Here is a 15,402-nt window from a genome sequence, read left to right on the forward strand (position 1 = left end):
AGCCGCAGCGTGTAAGGGACGTACCTCGGGGAGGAGTGGTTCGCGCAAGAGATGAGGCCCCAGAGCCTGCCCCTGTGGACGAGCGAGATGCTCATGGAAGCCCGGACACCCAGGTTCCGCATGTACTCGATGTGAATGGGCGAGACACTCCGGAGAACGGAGAAGCTCAAGTCGAGTGGCTGCTGGCTATCAGGCCGCAGGCTGGGAATGATGGGAGCGGGCCTGTACTCCCTGTCAGGGATGATCCGCAGCCAGTTGCGCAGGTAGAGCTGGCGAGCCTGTTGGGGAATGTCCGAGGCGGGATAATGGTGCCCGAGGTACGGATCCAAGCCCTCCAGCATGTCCTCGGCGAGGACTTCACCATGGTCATCCTCATCGAAGCGGTAGACCATGACCCGCTCGAAGCCCGTGAGCCGGCGCACCTCAGCGGCTGCCGCATCGCAGAGCTCGCGGAGATTCTTCGCCGCCTGCAATCGGGCGATGGCCCGCTGGAGAAGGCGAGGGAGAGGCCACGCGTGATGCTCCTCCGCGGGAGGGACGGGCTCGAGCTCCAGGAGGGTGACGCCCTGATGACGATGAACGATCCCATCGAAGGTGCGCCGGCCGACCGTGATCGGGAGCGGATTGCTCTCCTGAGGCTGGTGGCTCCGCAACGCTTCCGTCAGCTGGCCCAGCGAGGCCCTCTCGAGCAGCTCAGCGAGAGGGCGCCCCAGCAGCAACTCTGCCTGGAGCCCGAAGAGGTCGGCCGTGTTGGTGCTCACCTGCGTGACTGTCAGCTCGGGCTCGCTCAGCGCGAACAGCACTCCATGGGGCTGAATGGAGCCCGGAATGTGGATGGGCTCCTTGGAGCAGTCGCCCAAGTCGATGGCCTGTCCTGGCAAGGAGGAGTCGGTGTTCATGAGCGCTGGATAAGCTCCGAAGAGCAGGAGCCTTCCATGCGATCCGGGAAAACCGTAGCGCGAAGTGGCCAGGAGTCTCGAGAATGAACCGCTACTGGACGGTACCAGGCGAGCAGAGCTCGTCGGCCTTCCAGAGGGCGTTCACCCCCTTCTGCGAGGATTAGAAGTAGTACCCCACGTTCACATTGGGCCGGAAACCCCAGCCCGCTCCCTCTCGTCCCTCTGCCAGGGCCGTGGCGAAGTCAGGCCCCAGGAAGGGTTGGTTGCGGCCTGCCGCGACCTCGATGAAGGCGTGGATGGGGCCGGCGGCGACGTGGACCCCCGTGACGTTCTGTTGCGAGGAGCTGAAGCTCTCCTCCGATTTCAGCATGAGGCCGTGGTCATTGTAGAAGGTCAGTGAGTCGACAGGCCCCCGCGCCAGCTCCCAGGTGTAGCTCACATCCGCCACCAGGAGGTGGGCCCGGCTGGCCACCTTGTAGGCCCCATCAAACGCGCCCATGACGACGAACCGACGATCCTGGGCAATGGGGCCGGAGGAGCTGAACGCATAGGACACCGCCTGGAGGTGTACGCCCCAAGGCCCGTACTGGCCATTGAGGTGCGCCGCCGCGGCCCAGCGCCAGCCCGTCCGCTGGGTCTCGCTGTTGTAGATGCCACCGGCCAGCCCCGAGAGCCCCACCTCCGTCCTGAAGGAGGGGGTGGGTTGGAAGGTGTAGGCCAGGCGCACGTTCCCCTGGCTCGTCTCTCGATCCGTCCTCGCTCCGAGCACGCCCGCTCTCTCGAGCTCCGTCTCGGTGGTTCGCACCAGGTCGAAGGCATAGCGCGCGCTGTTGAGGCTCCGGCCGGTGAAGCTGCCCTCATCGCCTTTGTAGAAGGCCAGCTGCACATCCAAGGCCCCAGACTTCAGCAGGGCCTTCACGCCCATATCGCTGTCGTCTTCCAGCCCGACGTAGAACGTCAGGTTGTTGAACCAGTTGTTGGAAGGCACGGGCAGGATGCCGAACGGCACCTGCGTCTCGCCCACCTGCACCTGCAGCGAGTCCGAGAACGTGTAGCCGAGGTAGCCGTAACGCAGGAAGGAGAACCCGGAATAGAAACGGTACTCGGCATTCAAGCTCAGGTTCTTGTACTCGGCCTGGGTGCGGAGGGAGAAGGTATCGAAGACCAGGTCTCCGCCACGGCTGTGCACCTGGGTGCGCGGCTCCCAGCTCTTGTACAGGTAGGAGAAGCGGAGCATCCCCCCGAGCTTAAGGGAGGGAGCCTCCGTGGAGCTCGCCTCCTGCGCCACCAGCAGGGTCAGCAACAACGCCACCCCTCGCCACCCTTGGAACATGGAAGCCTCCTCGTCTCTCGCCTAGGCGAATACCCGCTGCTTGCCCACCGAGCGGTGCCGCATCTCCCACAGGTTCCGGCGGATGTAGGTCCGCAACAGCCAGCGGTCGGAGCCGTCAAAGGCCGGCTCGAACACGCTGCGCGCATGGAGCCCCTTGCGGTTGTTGATGAGCAGCGTCATGCCGGGCTTGAGGGCGACCTTGTTGTGGACCTTCTCGTCATCGCAGGTGGCGTGCAGCTTCTCCAACGCCTGCTGAGCCTCGGGCGTCTCGCCCTTCACGCCGTTGGCGGCGATGGAGACCTCGGGAGACTCAGCGGGGCCCGAGAGGATCGGCACGAGGTTCGACCACACCTGCCCTCCCTTGGCCCGCTCGCGCGAGTAGGTGCTCGGTGCGGCCATGCGGAACACCGGCTGGCGCAGCGTCTCCACCACGGAGTCCGGAAGGGCCCTGCACAGGTCGCGCGCATCGACGTAGTAGGTGAGCGCCTGCCCGTCCTTGTCCGCGCGGATGCAGTGGAGGATGAGGAAGTCCGGGTTGAAGCGGTGGAAGAAGCCGCTCTCGTCGTGGATCGAGTCGTTGTGATAGTTGAGGAAGACCTTCGAGCCCTGGTTGGACTGGGTGTAGCTGCCCGACTCCACCGGCGTCACGTAGTGGATGAGGTTCCCAGACTTCTCGGAAGTGAAGCCCACCGGCTCTCCCAGGAGCTGGGTCAGTCCCAGCAGGATGCCCTCGCCCACGAAGGTGTTGCGCCTCGTCACGGGGGCGCCATCCGTGGGCGTCGGCGGCAGCTCCGGATCCTGGGGCATGTTCTCCAGCAGCATCACCCCCGGGCTCTCAGGGAAGCGCGAGAAGGCCATGATGTCCTTGAGGACGCTCGCCGGCAGCTCCGCGAAGATCTTGTACACCTGCACCAGCGAGTCCTCGAACGTCTCGTAGGGAGAGTGGATGGACCGCAGCTTCAAGCCCATGTCCTTTGACAGCTTGTCATCCAAAGCCAGTTGCTTCATGGCCATACTCCTCTGGGGGTGAGGGTCGATACGCCCACTTCGACCACGTCCTGCAGCGACAGGTTTGAGAAGTACATGATGTCGCGTGTGAGCTTCTTGAAGAGGCTGAACGACGGTGAGCCCGTCGTGTATTGCAAGAGCTGCGTGTTGCGCCGCCGGGTGGCCTCACTCAGGCAGAGCCGGCCAGGGTTGTGGTAGCGGATGGCTCCGCTGCGATCCCGCATCGGCAGGACACTGGACTGGGCGTAGCGGCTGGCGCTGAAGGGGATGTCCAGGATCCCCGCTTCGAACCCCTGCTCGATGGCCCGGTAGAGGTCCGCATGGTCGAGGATGGGTGCGACGATCTCCTCCACCTCGCGGAGGATCCAGTGCACCTCCTCGTCGACCTCCGCGCTGTCGACCTTCACGAAGTCGGAGATCGCGCTGTTGACGATCCGTGTCGTCCAGATGCCCAGCGCGTTGGCTTGAGGAGTCGGGACGCCGAGCGCCTCCTCGTACGTCTTGTTGATGACCTTGGTCGCCTGCCCTTTCTTGGCGACGACCGCGCCCTTGAGGATGAGCGCCTCGGCGTCATGCCGGGTGGCGGGGAAGGCTCCCATGAACTGGTGCAGCACGGGGAAGACCTCCACGTCTGGTGGCAGGTACTTGCTGGCCATCTTGCGGATGGCCTTGAGCGCGGCGATGTCCTGGACGATGTGGCCGCCCTGGCAGTAGGAGATGGACAGGCACTTGACGCCCTCTCGGACAGCACAGAGTGCCTCGAGCAGCGTCATCGACAGGGCAATCGAGGGAGGGATGAGCACCGCCGTCAGCGTGCCGAACAGCTCCCGGTCCACGATGATGCCCTGCTGGGCCAGCTCGCCGCAGCGCTGGTCCACGTAGCGCCAGGCCTGCATGCTGGAGCGGATCGGCACGTTCTTCGAGTACGGCAGGTTGTAGCCAATCCCGCCCCCCTCGAAGGAGGTGATGCCGCCAGCGAGGGACGACTCGAAGAGCAGCCGTGCGTCCGGCGAGCCGTGACGAATCTCGATCGGCGCGCGCACCAGCTCGTTCAGCTCGCGCACCTTCTTGTACCCATGGCACACCAGGGGATAGCCGTTGAGGTTCTGTGGGTTCTCCTGAAGAACAGTGTGGGCCTTATCGAACTGGCACAGCCGCGTGTAGGCGTCGATGGTGAGCGAGAGGATGTCCGGTTGCGCCTCCCGCTCGAGGAACTGAAGCAGCTCGGCCATCTTGTGCTGCGCGCCCACGCCACAGCGCGGCTGAACCAGCAGCTCACCCCGGGTGTCCGCCTGCTTCAAGGTCTGGTGGACGGTCGCCTTGCGCAGATTCTTGATGTACTCGACCGTCTCCCGCGGAGACGGAAGCTCGTGTGGATAGCTCCTATCCAACGCCAGCGTCTGTTCTTCCATGCTCAGCGTCTCCTGGCGGTTTGTACTGCTGACGCAGCCGTCCCGAGCCGGCCACTCTGGGAATAGAGTTGATCGTGCAGCTTCTGGGAGAACTCCCGCGCCGCAGCCTTCTCGGGGAGGTGGCGCAGGACCGCTCCGTCCCGCCGGAACTCGGTGGCCAGGTGGCGCTCCAGCGTCCGGGGCTGGAGCTTCTGCTCCCGGAGGAACCGCTCCACATCGAAGAATCCGCAGGTGACCACCAGCCGCAGCTCCCCCGCCTGCGACAGGTCGACGACCGGCACCTCGATGTCATGCAGGCCGGCCGCGGCGCGCTCCAGCTCGGCCTGGGACGAGAACTCCAGGACCACCGAGCGGTGGTCGAGCACCACCGCCGCCGGGTTGCCTCCCAAGCCGATGCGCGTGCCCACCCGGTAGTCGTCCTGGTTCAGGCGGCACAGGATCTCCACCCCATGGCGCCTGGCATAGCTGACCGAGCCGTGGTGGATGACCTTGGCCCCGCTGAGTGACAGGGTGATGGCCGAGTCGTAGGACAGCTCTGGAACCAGCTGCGTCCCGGAGATCAGGTTCGGGTCCGCCGAGTAGACGCCGCAGACGTCGGAATAGATCTCGCACTGCTTGACGCCGAGCGCGGCGGCCACGGCCACGGCGGACAGGTCAGAGCTGTTCTTCCCCATCCACATCTGCTGCCCCTGGGCGTTACGGGCCTGCCCGCCGGGCACCACCACCACATCGTGGGTCGCCAGCGCTGCGCGCAGCGGGGTGGCATCAAACTCCAGGATGCGGGCGCGTGAGAAGTTCGCGTCCGTCAGCAGCCCCAGCTGGAAGCCATAGAGCGTCGTCACCTTCACGCCCAACCGTTCGATGGCCGCCCGCGCGTAGGCCGCGCCAATGGTGTCCGCCAGCGGGATGAGACAGTCGATCGTCTCGCCCGACGGAGCAGGGTTGAGGGCCAGGCACCTGGCACGCAGCTCCTCGGTGGCGCCAGGCAGTCCGCTGACGACCAGCGCGACCTTGCTGCCGTCCGCGGTGCGCTCCCGGAGGTAGCCCGCGACGCGATGAAAGTGTTGATCCGTGGCGAAGGATGAGCCACCAAACTTCATGACGTGTATCTGCATGGGGGGGCTTCCTCGAGCGGAGGGTGAGGTCAACCTCACCAGGCTCCCTAGGCCGCCGACTTGCGCGACAGCAGGCCGTTGGCAATCACTTCCTCTGCAATCTGAATCGCGTTCAGCGCCGCGCCCACGCGCAGGTTGTCGGAGACAATCCACAACCAGCCGGCGTTCGGGTTGAGGGCGTCCACGCGGATGCGCCCCACGTGCACGTCGTTCGGATTGCGGACCGTCCGCGGCGTCGGGTAGTTCTCCGCGCCGGAGCCGGAGTAGATCTGCAGCTCCTCGCCCGCTCGGAGCAGCTCGAGCATGCGCGGCAGCGACAGCGACCGCTCGGTCTCGAAGTAGACGGCTTCGGAGTGGCAGTTGATCACGGGGACGCGCACTGCGGTGCCGCTCACGAGCAGGTCCGGGCGCTCCATGATCTTGCGAGACTCCTGGACCATCTTCTGCTCCTCCAGGGTGAAGCCCGTCTCCTGCATGGCGTCAATGCTGGGGACGAGGTTGAAGGCGAGCGGCACCTGGAAGCGCACCGCCTGGAGCGTGCTCTTCTCGTCCTGCATCAGCTGGCGCGTGCCCTCACGCAGCTCGTCGATGCCGGTGAGCCCTTGGCCGGACGCGGCCTGGTAGGTGCTGATGATGACCTTCTTGACGCCGAACTCGGGATCCAACGGCTTGAGGGCGCGCACCACCGGAATGGTGGCGCAGTTGGGGTTGGCGTAGATGCCGGAGGACGGCCGGGTGCGCAGATGGTGCCGGTTCACCTGGGGCACCACCAGCGGCGTGTCCGCGTCCATGCGGTGGGCGTTGGTGTTGTCGATGACCAGCGCTCCTTGTTGCGCCGCCATCCGAGCAAACTTCTTGCTGATGGAGGTGCCCGCGGAGAAGAAGGCAATGTCGATGCCGGTGAAGTCGAAGGTCTCCAGATCCTTGACCTGGTACTTCTGCCCTCGGAACTCGATGATCCGGCCCGCCGAGCGCGGTGAGGCCACCAGGTGCAGCTCGCTGAACTGGAAGGAGCGCTCCTGGAACAGCTCGAGGAGGGTAGTCCCCACGGCTCCAGTGGCTCCAACGATGGCAATGACGGGATTCTTCTTGTGCGACATTTTATCTCCTGTTGGCGGAGGACAAGGACAGCAGCTGCTGAGCCAGCAGCTCCGGTTGGTTCAGCACGATGTCGACGCCCAGCTTCTTGAAGGAGTCCTCCAAGCCCAGCTCCTTCTGGCTCCCCACGGAGAGGTTGCCTCCCAGGATGACCGGGCAGCGGATGCCATACTGGTGCCTCAGCTCCAACAGCCCCCGCAGGTCATCCTTGGCGTGCCCGTTGAGGCTGCCAATGACAATGGCGAGCGCGTCCGGGTTCTGCTTGTGGGCATCCATGAAGTCCTGCAGGGGTGTGCAGGCCCCCAGGTTGACCACCTCGTAGTTATTCTCGCGAAGCATGTGGGCGATCAGGTGGTTGGCCACCACATGGGTGTCGCTGGCGGCAACCCCGAGGATCACCGTGCCACGTGTCCCCCCGGCCTGCTTGCCCCTGGGCTGCAGGGGGCGTGGGCCTGCCGTCTGGAGCTGGGTACCTTCGGTACTCATGGCACGGCTGCTTTCTTTTGCCCCACGAAGGCAAAGTTCCAGTTGCGGTTGACCGCGATGCTGCTCAAGAAGATGAGCGTCACGCCCAGCCCCTGGAAGGGAGTGAGGCGGGTGCCGTAGAGGATGAAGTCGATGAACATCGCCACGGCCGGGTAGATGAAGGACAGGACTGCGATCTTCGCGGTGTCCAGCTTCTGGAAGGCCGAGTACATCAGGATGTACATGATGCAGGTGTGAATCAGACCCAGCCCTGCCAGCCAGAACCAGTGATTGCCCGCGAGCGGCACGGCCTGGAGCGTGGTGAAGGGATACAGCAGCGCCATCCCGAGAGTGATCTGGCACAGCGCGATCAGGTGCGGAGGAATGCCCTTGAGCCGCTTGGCCACGATGGTGGCAATGCCGTAGAGGAACGCGGCCGCCAGCGAGTAGAGGACTCCCTCGACATAGGCCCCCTTCAGGTCACCTGACTGGAGGTTGGTGACGAACACCATGCCGACAAAGGCCAGACAGATCCAAAGGATCTTGCTGGGCGAGACGCGCTCCTTGAACAGGGGAATCCCCAGCAGGACCACGTAGAACGGCTGGGTGTGATAGAGGACGGTCCCCATCGTGATGGAAGTCAACCCGTAGGATTTGAACAGGAAGACCCAGTTGAAGACGATGCACACCCCGCCGAGCGCGATGAGCAGGGTGGTCTTCTTGGTGAAATAGGAGAGCTTGAGGTAGCCCTTGATCAGGCAGAAGGCTGTCAGGCAGATGGCCCCGAACAAGCACCGGAAGAACACGACGTTGAAGGCTTCCTGGTGCGCCTCTGTGACAAAGATACCGATGGTGCCTGACAGCACCATTGCCGAGACCAGCTGGATGACGCCACTCTTGTCTTGCTGATGATCCATGGTGCCTGTAGGGCTCACTTGAAAGGAGGAGCGTAGAGAAGACCGCCGTTGGACCAGAGCGCGTTCATTCCGCGCTCGAGCTTGAGGCGGGACTTCGCGCCCAGGTTGCGCTCGAAGATTTCCTGGTAATTGCCCACCTGCTTGAGGACGCGGGAGGCCCAGCCGGGCTCCAGGTGGAGCGAGTGGCTGGCGCCATCGGCGGCCTTGAGCAGGTTGAGCACGCCGGGATCCTTGCTGGTGACCTGGGCGTCGATGCTCTCAGACGACACGCCGACTTCCTCGGCTTCGATGACGAGGTAGATGACCCATCGGACCAGCTTCTCCCACAACGAGTCTCCGGCCTTGACCGCCGGGCCCATGGGCTCCTTGGAGAAAGTCTCCGGAAGGATGACGTGGTCCTCGGGATTGGCCAGCCGCTGGCGCTCGCCGGTGAGCGGGACGCGATCCAATGCGTAGGCATCGCACTCACGCCTCGCATAGGCATCCAGGGCCTCCTGAGGCGTGGAATAGTAGCGCCCGGCGAAGGTGATGCCGTGCTGGGTGAGAAAACGTTGCAGGTTGATGTCCGTGGTCGTCCCGGACTGGAGCGCGACGGTTGGGTTCTTCAACTGTCTTACGCTGATGACACCCAGGCTGCGGTGCACCATGACCGTCTCTCCGTCGTAGCAGGTCATCGCGGCGAAGGAGATGCCCTGGCCCGCATCTCGCGAGAAGGTACAGGTGGCATTGCAGCAGAGCACGTCAATCAGGTCATCCCGCAGGGCCGAGAACCGCTCGTCTGGTTTGAGCGAGACAAACTCGATCTTCTCCACGTCCCCGAGCACCGCGGCGGCGATAGCCTTTCCGAAGTCGACATCGAAGCCGTGCCAGTGCTGCCCCTCTTGGAAGGACATGCCGTAGATGCCGCGGCTGACGCCGCAGCGGATGCGCCCACGCAGCTTGATGCGCTCAAGCGTTTCACTTTTCATGGTCTTCTACCGTCTCCCATCCGGGAGAGAGCCCCTCTCTGAGCGACAACAATGCTGCCACCACGGAGCGTGTTCTCGTGGCAAAGGAGCGTGTCCGTGACCGGTGCGCAGCCCGCTTGAGTGCGTCGGTCAGTGTCAAGGCACTTGTCGCCTACCGTGCACAGCCCTCATGCGCCCGGGACGGGTCTCCGAGTGTGCGGACCCACAGCCGGGGCGGATCCGATGTGAGCCAGCGCCGCAGGCCGCGAGCCCACCGCATGGGTGAGCGCCGTCTCGCCTGCTCGTAGACGGCGCACCGCCGGATCAGGACCGAGTCCTCCCGCCCGAAGTACCTGTCATTGGGGGAGACGAAGCATAGGCTCCCATGGAGGTGCTCGCCGTTGTACGAGGAGGCGAACCGGGCCATCCAGCTCCGCGCGGCGTCCAGCGAGGAGAAGGGCGCGGCGGGGTAGTCCGGGTGGCGCTTCAACGTGCTGAAGAGCGCCTCGGCATAGGGGTTGTCGTTGCTGACCCGAGGGCGGTTGAACGAAGGGATGATCCCCAGCCCCCGCAGGGTGCACAGCATCTGGCTCCCCTTCATCGGCCGCCCATTGTCCGAGTGCAGCACGAGCCCCGCTGGCTCGACGCCGTTCTCCTGGCACGCCGCGCGAATGAAGCGAGCCGCATGCTCCGCGCGTTCCTCCAGGTGGATGCACCAGCTCATGATGCGCCGGCTGAAGACGTCCATCAGCAGGTACAAGTAGAAGTATGTCCCTCCCTTCGGGCCCCTCAAGTGGGTGATGTCCCAGCTCCAGATCTGGTTGCGCGCCGAGGCGATCCGCTCATGCCCCGGCCGCGTCAAGGAGGGGGTGCCGCCTCCACGCAGGGCGCGCCTCTGTGAGCGAAGGAGGCGGTACATGGTGGACTCCGAGGCCACATAGACGCCCTGATCCGCGAGTCTCGGGACGATCTGGCGAGGGGAGAGCCCCTCGAAGACAGGCGAGCGGAGCAACTCCAGCACGAGCCCGCGCTCCTGATCGCTCAGGCGATTGGTGGGACGGCGGTGAGCCTCGAGCCTTCCATCCTGGGCTAGCTCCGATTTGCGCCAACGCTGGACGGTTCGCCCGGAGATGCCAAGCAGCCTACAAGCAGAGGACTGCCTCGCGCCCTTCGCAATGGCCTCGTCCACCAGGCAGCACACCCGGCGCCGGACGTCCAAGCTGTGGAGCCGGCCCCTCCCTCCCAGCACAAGGTCCTTCCCCTTCATCAGCAAAGCCACCAGCGCCTGCGCTTCTGCTAGCACCTGCCCCTTGCGGCTCACCTCGCGCCGAAGCGCCTTCACCTGCTCGGCCGAAATCCTCGCGCGGCGAGCGTGCGCATTCCAGGGGACGCACAGCTCGTGACGAACACACCGGGGCGGGAACAGGTTCGGACTCTTGAGGGGACGGCACAAGTCACGTGTTTGCATGCCCCGCATTGTTCAGTAACAAGTGGGGTCTTGCGAAACGGCTGCCGGGCAGGGCGGCTCCACCTTCCGGGGTGCCCTGCTACGGGGCGCAGAGAATCTCCTCGCCCTGCTGCACGCACTCCCCGCATGCCTGGGCCTGGAAGGTGCCGCTGAGGCAGAACAGCGCCAGGTTCGGGTTGCCCGAGCTGCACACGGCCTGTCCCTCGCTGCCCTGGGGGCAGGCGTCCCCAGAGCGAGCGCCGCTGAAGTCGCAGGCCACCTGCGCACTGTTCTCCGTGCAGCCGCTTGGTCCCCGGCAGGGCACTGCGCGCAGCACTCCGCCGTTGCACACCAGCACCTCCGTGTCGCTGCTGCACTCCCCTACGTTCTCCGGCTCGCACGGGTCGCCCGCCTTTCGCGTGCTGCCGCACCCTGCCGTCACCATGGCTACCGCCAGCATCCATGCCCACTTGCTCACGTTCGTTCCCTCTCCCGGGCTGCTCCTCCCCCTCTGCCAGGGCCTCTTCCCAGGGTTCCGGCCCTCCCTCGCACTGCGCGGCCAACCTCTACCACAGCCGCCCGCGCCCTTTGCTGCACCCAGCGCTGGATGGCCTACTGAGTGCTGTGGCGACCCTCACCGACTCTTCTCGAAGGGACGGGCATCCTTTGGGATGTCGACGGTGAAGCTGGTGCCGCGCTCGGGCAGGCTGTCCACGGCGATGCTGCCGCCGTGCGCTTCTGCCACGCCCCGTACCTGGGCCAACCCCAAGCCCCAGCCGCGCCTACCGCTCTTCTCCGCCTCGGGTAGCCGCTGGAAGGCGCGGAACAACGTCTCTTGTTGCTCGACAGGAATATGGCCCCCGTGGTTGTGCACCACAATGAACGCACGCCCGTGTGCCTGGCGCACGGTGACGGTGATGGGCCGGGCCGTGGCGCCGTACTTCACAGCGTTGCCGCCGAGGTTCTCCACAGCCCGCTGCAGCGCCTTTGAGGCGAAGTACCCTCGCACAGGCTCTGGGGCCACCAGGACGAAGCGCTCGCCATGCTCGGCCTCCAGGTGCTCGACGCTCTGGCGCACGACGTCTACCAGATCGCAATCCTCAAGCTCGAGCGGGAGCCGGCCACCGGCCTGCACCCGCATGGCATCCAGCAGATCCTGAATCATCCGGTCGACACGGTCGATGCTGTCAATGGTACGCACCGCCCAGCGCGGTACGTGCTCCGCCGAAGGCTTGCGCAGGATGAGGCTGGCGTTGACCTTGGCGGCGCTCAAGGGGCTACGCAGGTCGTGCGCGAGGGTGGCGAAGAGCTGTTCCCTGAAGCCCTCCTGCACCAGAACGTAGGCTGTGCAGGATTTTGCGATGACCTGGTCCAGGGAGGCATTGAGAATGTTCCGCTCCTCAGGGGCCAGGGGCTCCTTCTCCTCCAGCACCGCAAAGAGCACCTCGCGCAGCAGCTTGTACTCTGCGATGACGTCTTCCAGCCGGAAGTGCGTCATGCGTACACGCTCGCCGCCGTGCTCTTCGGCAACGGTGCTACCCTCCGTTGCAGTGCGTCTGGGGTGCTTGGGCGAGAGCGCCTCGGCGAGCTGACGCAGCAGCGCGGGCAGCGTGTTGATGAGAATGGGGTGGCTCTCTCCCGCCGCAGCCGCAACCTCTTTGCGCAGGCGTTCCTCCCAGAGGGTGAGAATGCGCTCCTTGTTGGCAAGGAGCCGGTCGCCCCCTCTCTTGCCCGCCTCTTTCGGCGCCGCTCCTGCAGGCTCCTTGCTCATGCTCCAAATCTGTAAACACGGTCCGGATCATGCGCACCCGAGCGTGCGAGCGCCTCCAGGGCGCACTGCCCTTCTAGCGAACCCAGGTAGCTGGAGCACCTGCCTGCGCGAGGCCCTGTCGCTCGGGTGCGAGCTGGCCTTGGCGATTACTCGGAAGCTCCGTCGATGATCTTCTTCGCCGTAGAGAACGAGAAGCCCGCCCGCGCCAGCGCGGCGAGATCCCGTTGCCGATTCTCCTGCCGGGCCTGCGCATCGCGGCGGAAGGGACCCAGCCGCTTCTTGCGCGCCCAGATGCGTGCCGCCGTGTCTTCGGACACCTCCGCCGTGGCCTCGGCCAGCTTCTGCACGACAATCTCCGCAGCGACTCCCTTCATCCGCAGCTTCTGGGAGATCACCCGAGCGCTACGGCCCGAGGCGCGCAACGATTGTGCCTTCAGTCCGGCGTAGGCCTGGTCGTTGATGAGCCCGTTGCGGATGAGCTTGTCCGCGAGCGCATCCACCCAGCCGAGCGCCTCGGCGCGATCGCCTCCATGGAACCGGATGGAGCGATCCACCTTCCGCAAGAGCACACGCTTGAGCTGGCTCACCGTCGCTGCGTACCGCTTCAGGTAGTACAGCGCGGCGTTCTCCAGATAGCGTGGAGACAGCTTCCGGGGCTGCTTCTGCCGCCCCTGAGGCTTGCCACGCTGTCCGTCCTTCGGGTTGTCCATGGATGGCCGTGTGTCCTACTACGCCGGTCCGACTTTCGGCAGTGGCCTGCCTGGCCGCAAGGCATGGCGGGACGGGCTTTTCACAGGGCGTTCACACCGCATGCAAAGACGTTTCACGCCACAACCGCACGGCTGCCATTCGGGGCGTGTAGTTCTTGGACCATGGACGCAACAGCGAAGCGGTGGCTGCTCGAGCAGGTGAAGCGCCCAGCGATCCGGCTGCTCCATCGCACACGTGCGGGTGAGGCGGTGTTGGTGCGTGTGTACCTGGAGGCGGAAGAGCACGCGGAACACGCCGTATGGCTGGAAGCACTGGTCACCACGGCCCCCCCGTGGCTCCAGCGATGGCTCTCCGTCCACCGCGCCGAGGAGGCACGTCACGCGGAGATGTTCCGCGCCCACCTTCACGCCCTCACGGGAGAGGAGGTCCAGGCCTCTGGAGCGATGGACCCGGTGAGCCAGTGGAAGCTGCGGCGGTTGGTAGGGCTCGTGCAACGATCTGGCTCGCAGTTCGAGAAGGGTACCCTCGTCCCCGCCCTCGCCGTGGCGGGACTCATGGAGGAGATGGGCGTGCGCGTGTTCGAGCGACACGTGGAGGTGCTGCGTGAGTCCCTGCCGGAGGCCCCGCTCCTGCCGCTGCTCGAGCGTGCGCTGGCCGACGAGCGCAGACACGCGGCGGCGTGCCGGAGATCCGTGGAGCGGCTCACGACTCCGGCGGAGCACCGCGCTTTGGCCCTCCTCCTGGCACGGGCCGGTCGCATCGAGCGGCAGCTTGGCGTCGCAGGCGCGGTGGTGCTGTGGGGCATTGGCTTCTTCTGCGCGCTCCGGACCTGGCTCCTCCTCCCGAGTGCCATGGAGACGGCGCGATGAGGGGCGGCCGCATTCTCTACCTCGCCGTGGCCGACGCGCGCGGCCACCTCATGCGGGCGCATGTGCTCCGCGAGCACCTGTCGCGTGTGGACGTGGAGGTGGAGGTTGTCACCACGACCGACGAGGGCGCCGGGTTCCTCCACGCGCTCGGGACACCTGCGCGGGTGCTCTCGGACCACTTCCAGATCGAGTTCGACGCACGGCACGAGATGTCCCGGTCGCGCACGGAGCGGCGGCTGTTGCGCTACTTCGTCGATCCCGACCGGCTGATGGGAGACCTGCGGCGGCTGCGCGGACTCGACGATGGCTTCGACCTGTGGGTGAACGACTCGCTCCATCCGGCCCTGCTCCTCTGGCCCTCGCTGTCGTCGCGAGCGCCTCGGGTGGTGCACGTCATGGGCGAGAACCTCTGGGCGGCGGCACACCAGAACTTCGATGGCCGGCTCCCGGAGTTCGTCGCCTCGCGCTACCGGGCGGCCATGCAGGCACTCCTGGATCGCTCCTTCGCGCGCATCGTCCACTCGCTCCAGCCTGAGGATCGAGCGGGGACCTGTGAGCGCCCAGGCGCGTGGCGGCTGCCTCCGCCCCTGGCGCCGCTGCGGCGAACGCGCGAGGAGGTGCGCAGGCAGCTGGGGCTCGCCCCAGGACAGCGACTGGCCGCGGTGTACCTGAACCCGCACTTCCGGGCCGAGGAGATTCCCCGCGCGATCGAGCGCTCGCTGGCCGCGCGCGACATCGCCCTGTACGGGGTGAGCGAACCCTTCGCGCACCGGCCCGGATGGCGGGCAGCTGACGCCTGCTTCAATGAGGTCATCCACGCCGCGGATGTCTTCGTCTCGGGCGCCGGGATGGGAGCGCTGGAGCAGGCACGGACGCTCGGAGTGCCGCTGGTGGTGCTGATGGGCGATCAGCCCGAGCAGGCGCGCAACCTCGCCTCGCGGCAGCGCACGGCGGAGCACCTCACCGCGGTGGTGCCCGTCCGGGCGCTCGACGGACTGGCGACGGCGCTCGCCACCGTCATGCAGGACCGCGGCGTGCGCAGTCTGCAGGCAAGGCGCGCCGCCCAGGAGATCGCTCGTGTCCATGGGCTGTGGACGGACACGTTCCTGTCACTCATTGCTCTATCCCAGGAGGAGTCGAGGCATGAAGAACGCAAGTCGAAGTACCGCGCTGGTGCTCGAGACCAACAACCTGCACGGCGGTGGAGCAGACGCCGAGCGCGTGACGCAAGGGCTGGAGAGGCTGCTGCACCAGCTCCGCGGCCAGACGCGCCCGCTGGATACGGTGGGTGAGCTGGTCATTACGCACGAGGGCCTCTCTTCCCCGCAACAGCAGCGGCTCGAGCGCGTGGCCGGGCGCTCCATCACCTTTGTGCAGGTGCCCCCAGGCACGGACTACTACGCAGCGAAG

The 15,402-nt window shown here is 65.8% G+C and carries 15 protein-coding genes; 2 read left to right on the forward strand and 13 right to left on the reverse strand.

What is annotated here, in order from left to right:
* From VD972_RS15220 to VD972_RS15280, 13 genes are all read right to left on the reverse strand, one after another.
* Positions 1-899 (reverse strand): GAF domain-containing protein (locus VD972_RS15220; protein ID WP_324987350.1); only part of this gene is annotated, 899 nt, incomplete at its 3' end.
* 160 nt (positions 900-1,059) lie between these two features.
* Positions 1,060-2,232 carry a hypothetical protein gene (locus VD972_RS15225; protein WP_324987353.1) on the reverse strand — a complete coding sequence of 391 codons (1,173 nt, stop codon included), beginning with the start codon at positions 2,230-2,232 and terminating at the stop codon, positions 1,060-1,062.
* Between the two features lie 21 nt (positions 2,233-2,253).
* Complete coding sequence (locus VD972_RS15230; RefSeq protein WP_324987356.1) at positions 2,254-3,240, reverse strand: TauD/TfdA family dioxygenase; 987 nt, start codon at positions 3,238-3,240, stop codon at positions 2,254-2,256.
* Positions 3,237-4,652, reverse strand: coding sequence for a methylaspartate mutase (locus VD972_RS15235; protein WP_324987359.1), 1,416 nt, complete (start codon positions 4,650-4,652; stop codon positions 3,237-3,239). Before VD972_RS15235 ends, VD972_RS15230 begins: the two co-directional genes overlap by 4 nt.
* Positions 4,653-4,654: 2 nt before the next feature.
* Positions 4,655-5,767 (reverse strand): hypothetical protein, encoded by a 1,113-nt coding sequence (locus VD972_RS15240; protein ID WP_324987362.1) that lies wholly within the window; start codon positions 5,765-5,767, stop codon positions 4,655-4,657.
* Positions 5,768-5,814: 47 nt separating this feature from the next.
* Entirely contained in the window at positions 5,815-6,867 is a 1,053-nt protein-coding gene (locus tag VD972_RS15245; RefSeq protein ID WP_324987365.1) for an aspartate-semialdehyde dehydrogenase, read from the reverse strand.
* 1 nt (position 6,868) lies between these two features.
* Positions 6,869-7,351 carry a cobalamin-dependent protein gene (locus VD972_RS15250; RefSeq protein ID WP_324987367.1) on the reverse strand — a complete coding sequence of 161 codons (483 nt, stop codon included), beginning with the start codon at positions 7,349-7,351 and terminating at the stop codon, positions 6,869-6,871.
* On the reverse strand, positions 7,348-8,247 hold the full coding sequence (locus VD972_RS15255; RefSeq protein WP_324987369.1) for a DMT family transporter: 900 nt from the start codon (positions 8,245-8,247) through the stop codon (positions 7,348-7,350). The genes VD972_RS15250 and VD972_RS15255 overlap by 4 nt, the downstream gene beginning before the upstream one ends.
* A 14-nt stretch (positions 8,248-8,261) precedes the next feature.
* Positions 8,262-9,215, reverse strand: coding sequence for an amino acid ABC transporter substrate-binding protein (locus VD972_RS15260; protein ID WP_324987371.1), 954 nt, complete (start codon positions 9,213-9,215; stop codon positions 8,262-8,264).
* 151 nt (positions 9,216-9,366) lie between these two features.
* Positions 9,367-10,671: an IS3 family transposase gene (locus VD972_RS15265; protein ID WP_324987373.1), complete on the reverse strand. Its 1,305-nt coding sequence runs from the start codon at positions 10,669-10,671 to the stop codon at positions 9,367-9,369.
* 70 nt (positions 10,672-10,741) lie between these two features.
* Positions 10,742-11,119 carry a hypothetical protein gene (locus VD972_RS15270; RefSeq protein ID WP_324987376.1) on the reverse strand — a complete coding sequence of 126 codons (378 nt, stop codon included), beginning with the start codon at positions 11,117-11,119 and terminating at the stop codon, positions 10,742-10,744.
* A 156-nt stretch (positions 11,120-11,275) separates the two neighbouring features.
* Positions 11,276-12,412, reverse strand: coding sequence for a HAMP domain-containing sensor histidine kinase (locus VD972_RS15275; RefSeq protein WP_324987378.1), 1,137 nt, complete (start codon positions 12,410-12,412; stop codon positions 11,276-11,278).
* Positions 12,413-12,558: 146 nt separating this feature from the next.
* Positions 12,559-13,122: a regulatory protein RecX gene (locus tag VD972_RS15280; protein ID WP_324987381.1), complete on the reverse strand. Its 564-nt coding sequence runs from the start codon at positions 13,120-13,122 to the stop codon at positions 12,559-12,561.
* Positions 13,123-13,284: 162 nt separating this feature from the next.
* On the opposite strand from VD972_RS15280, the gene VD972_RS15285 reads away from it, so the two are divergent.
* Together VD972_RS15285 and VD972_RS15290 are read left to right on the forward strand one after the other, a co-directional pair.
* The gene (locus tag VD972_RS15285; RefSeq protein WP_324987383.1) at positions 13,285-13,992 is read left to right on the forward strand and encodes a hypothetical protein; all 708 of its coding nucleotides are present in this window, start codon (positions 13,285-13,287) and stop codon (positions 13,990-13,992) included.
* On the forward strand, positions 13,989-15,284 hold the full coding sequence (locus VD972_RS15290) for a hypothetical protein (protein WP_324987386.1): 1,296 nt from the start codon (positions 13,989-13,991) through the stop codon (positions 15,282-15,284). The genes VD972_RS15285 and VD972_RS15290 overlap by 4 nt, the downstream gene beginning before the upstream one ends.
* The last annotated feature ends 118 nt before the right edge of the window (positions 15,285-15,402 follow it).

Origin of the sequence: Hyalangium sp. (assembly GCF_035629615.1) — a bacterium.
Lineage (GTDB): Bacteria > Myxococcota > Myxococcia > Myxococcales > Myxococcaceae > Hyalangium.

Bases quoted from the DNA above. Each gene is read 5' to 3' on its own strand.
- VD972_RS15225 (WP_324987353.1), bottom strand. From the start codon at position 2,232: ATGTTCCAAGGGTGGCGAGGGGTGGCGTTGTTGCTGACCCTGCTGGTG.
- VD972_RS15230 (WP_324987356.1), bottom strand. From the start codon at position 3,240: ATGAAGCAACTGGCTTTGGATGACAAGCTGTCAAAGGACATGGGCTTG.
- VD972_RS15235 (WP_324987359.1), bottom strand. From the start codon at position 4,652: ATGGAAGAACAGACGCTGGCGTTGGATAGGAGCTATCCACACGAGCTT.
- VD972_RS15240 (WP_324987362.1), bottom strand. From the start codon at position 5,767: ATGCAGATACACGTCATGAAGTTTGGTGGCTCATCCTTCGCCACGGAT.
- VD972_RS15245 (WP_324987365.1), bottom strand. From the start codon at position 6,867: ATGTCGCACAAGAAGAATCCCGTCATTGCCATCGTTGGAGCCACTGGA.
- VD972_RS15250 (WP_324987367.1), bottom strand. From the start codon at position 7,351: ATGAGTACCGAAGGTACCCAGCTCCAGACGGCAGGCCCACGCCCCCTG.
- VD972_RS15255 (WP_324987369.1), bottom strand. From the start codon at position 8,247: ATGGATCATCAGCAAGACAAGAGTGGCGTCATCCAGCTGGTCTCGGCA.
- VD972_RS15260 (WP_324987371.1), bottom strand. From the start codon at position 9,215: ATGAAAAGTGAAACGCTTGAGCGCATCAAGCTGCGTGGGCGCATCCGC.
- VD972_RS15265 (WP_324987373.1), bottom strand. From the start codon at position 10,671: ATGCGGGGCATGCAAACACGTGACTTGTGCCGTCCCCTCAAGAGTCCG.
- VD972_RS15275 (WP_324987378.1), bottom strand. From the start codon at position 12,412: ATGAGCAAGGAGCCTGCAGGAGCGGCGCCGAAAGAGGCGGGCAAGAGA.
- VD972_RS15280 (WP_324987381.1), bottom strand. From the start codon at position 13,122: ATGGACAACCCGAAGGACGGACAGCGTGGCAAGCCTCAGGGGCGGCAG.
- VD972_RS15285 (WP_324987383.1), top strand. From the start codon at position 13,285: ATGGACGCAACAGCGAAGCGGTGGCTGCTCGAGCAGGTGAAGCGCCCA.
- VD972_RS15290 (WP_324987386.1), top strand. From the start codon at position 13,989: ATGAGGGGCGGCCGCATTCTCTACCTCGCCGTGGCCGACGCGCGCGGC.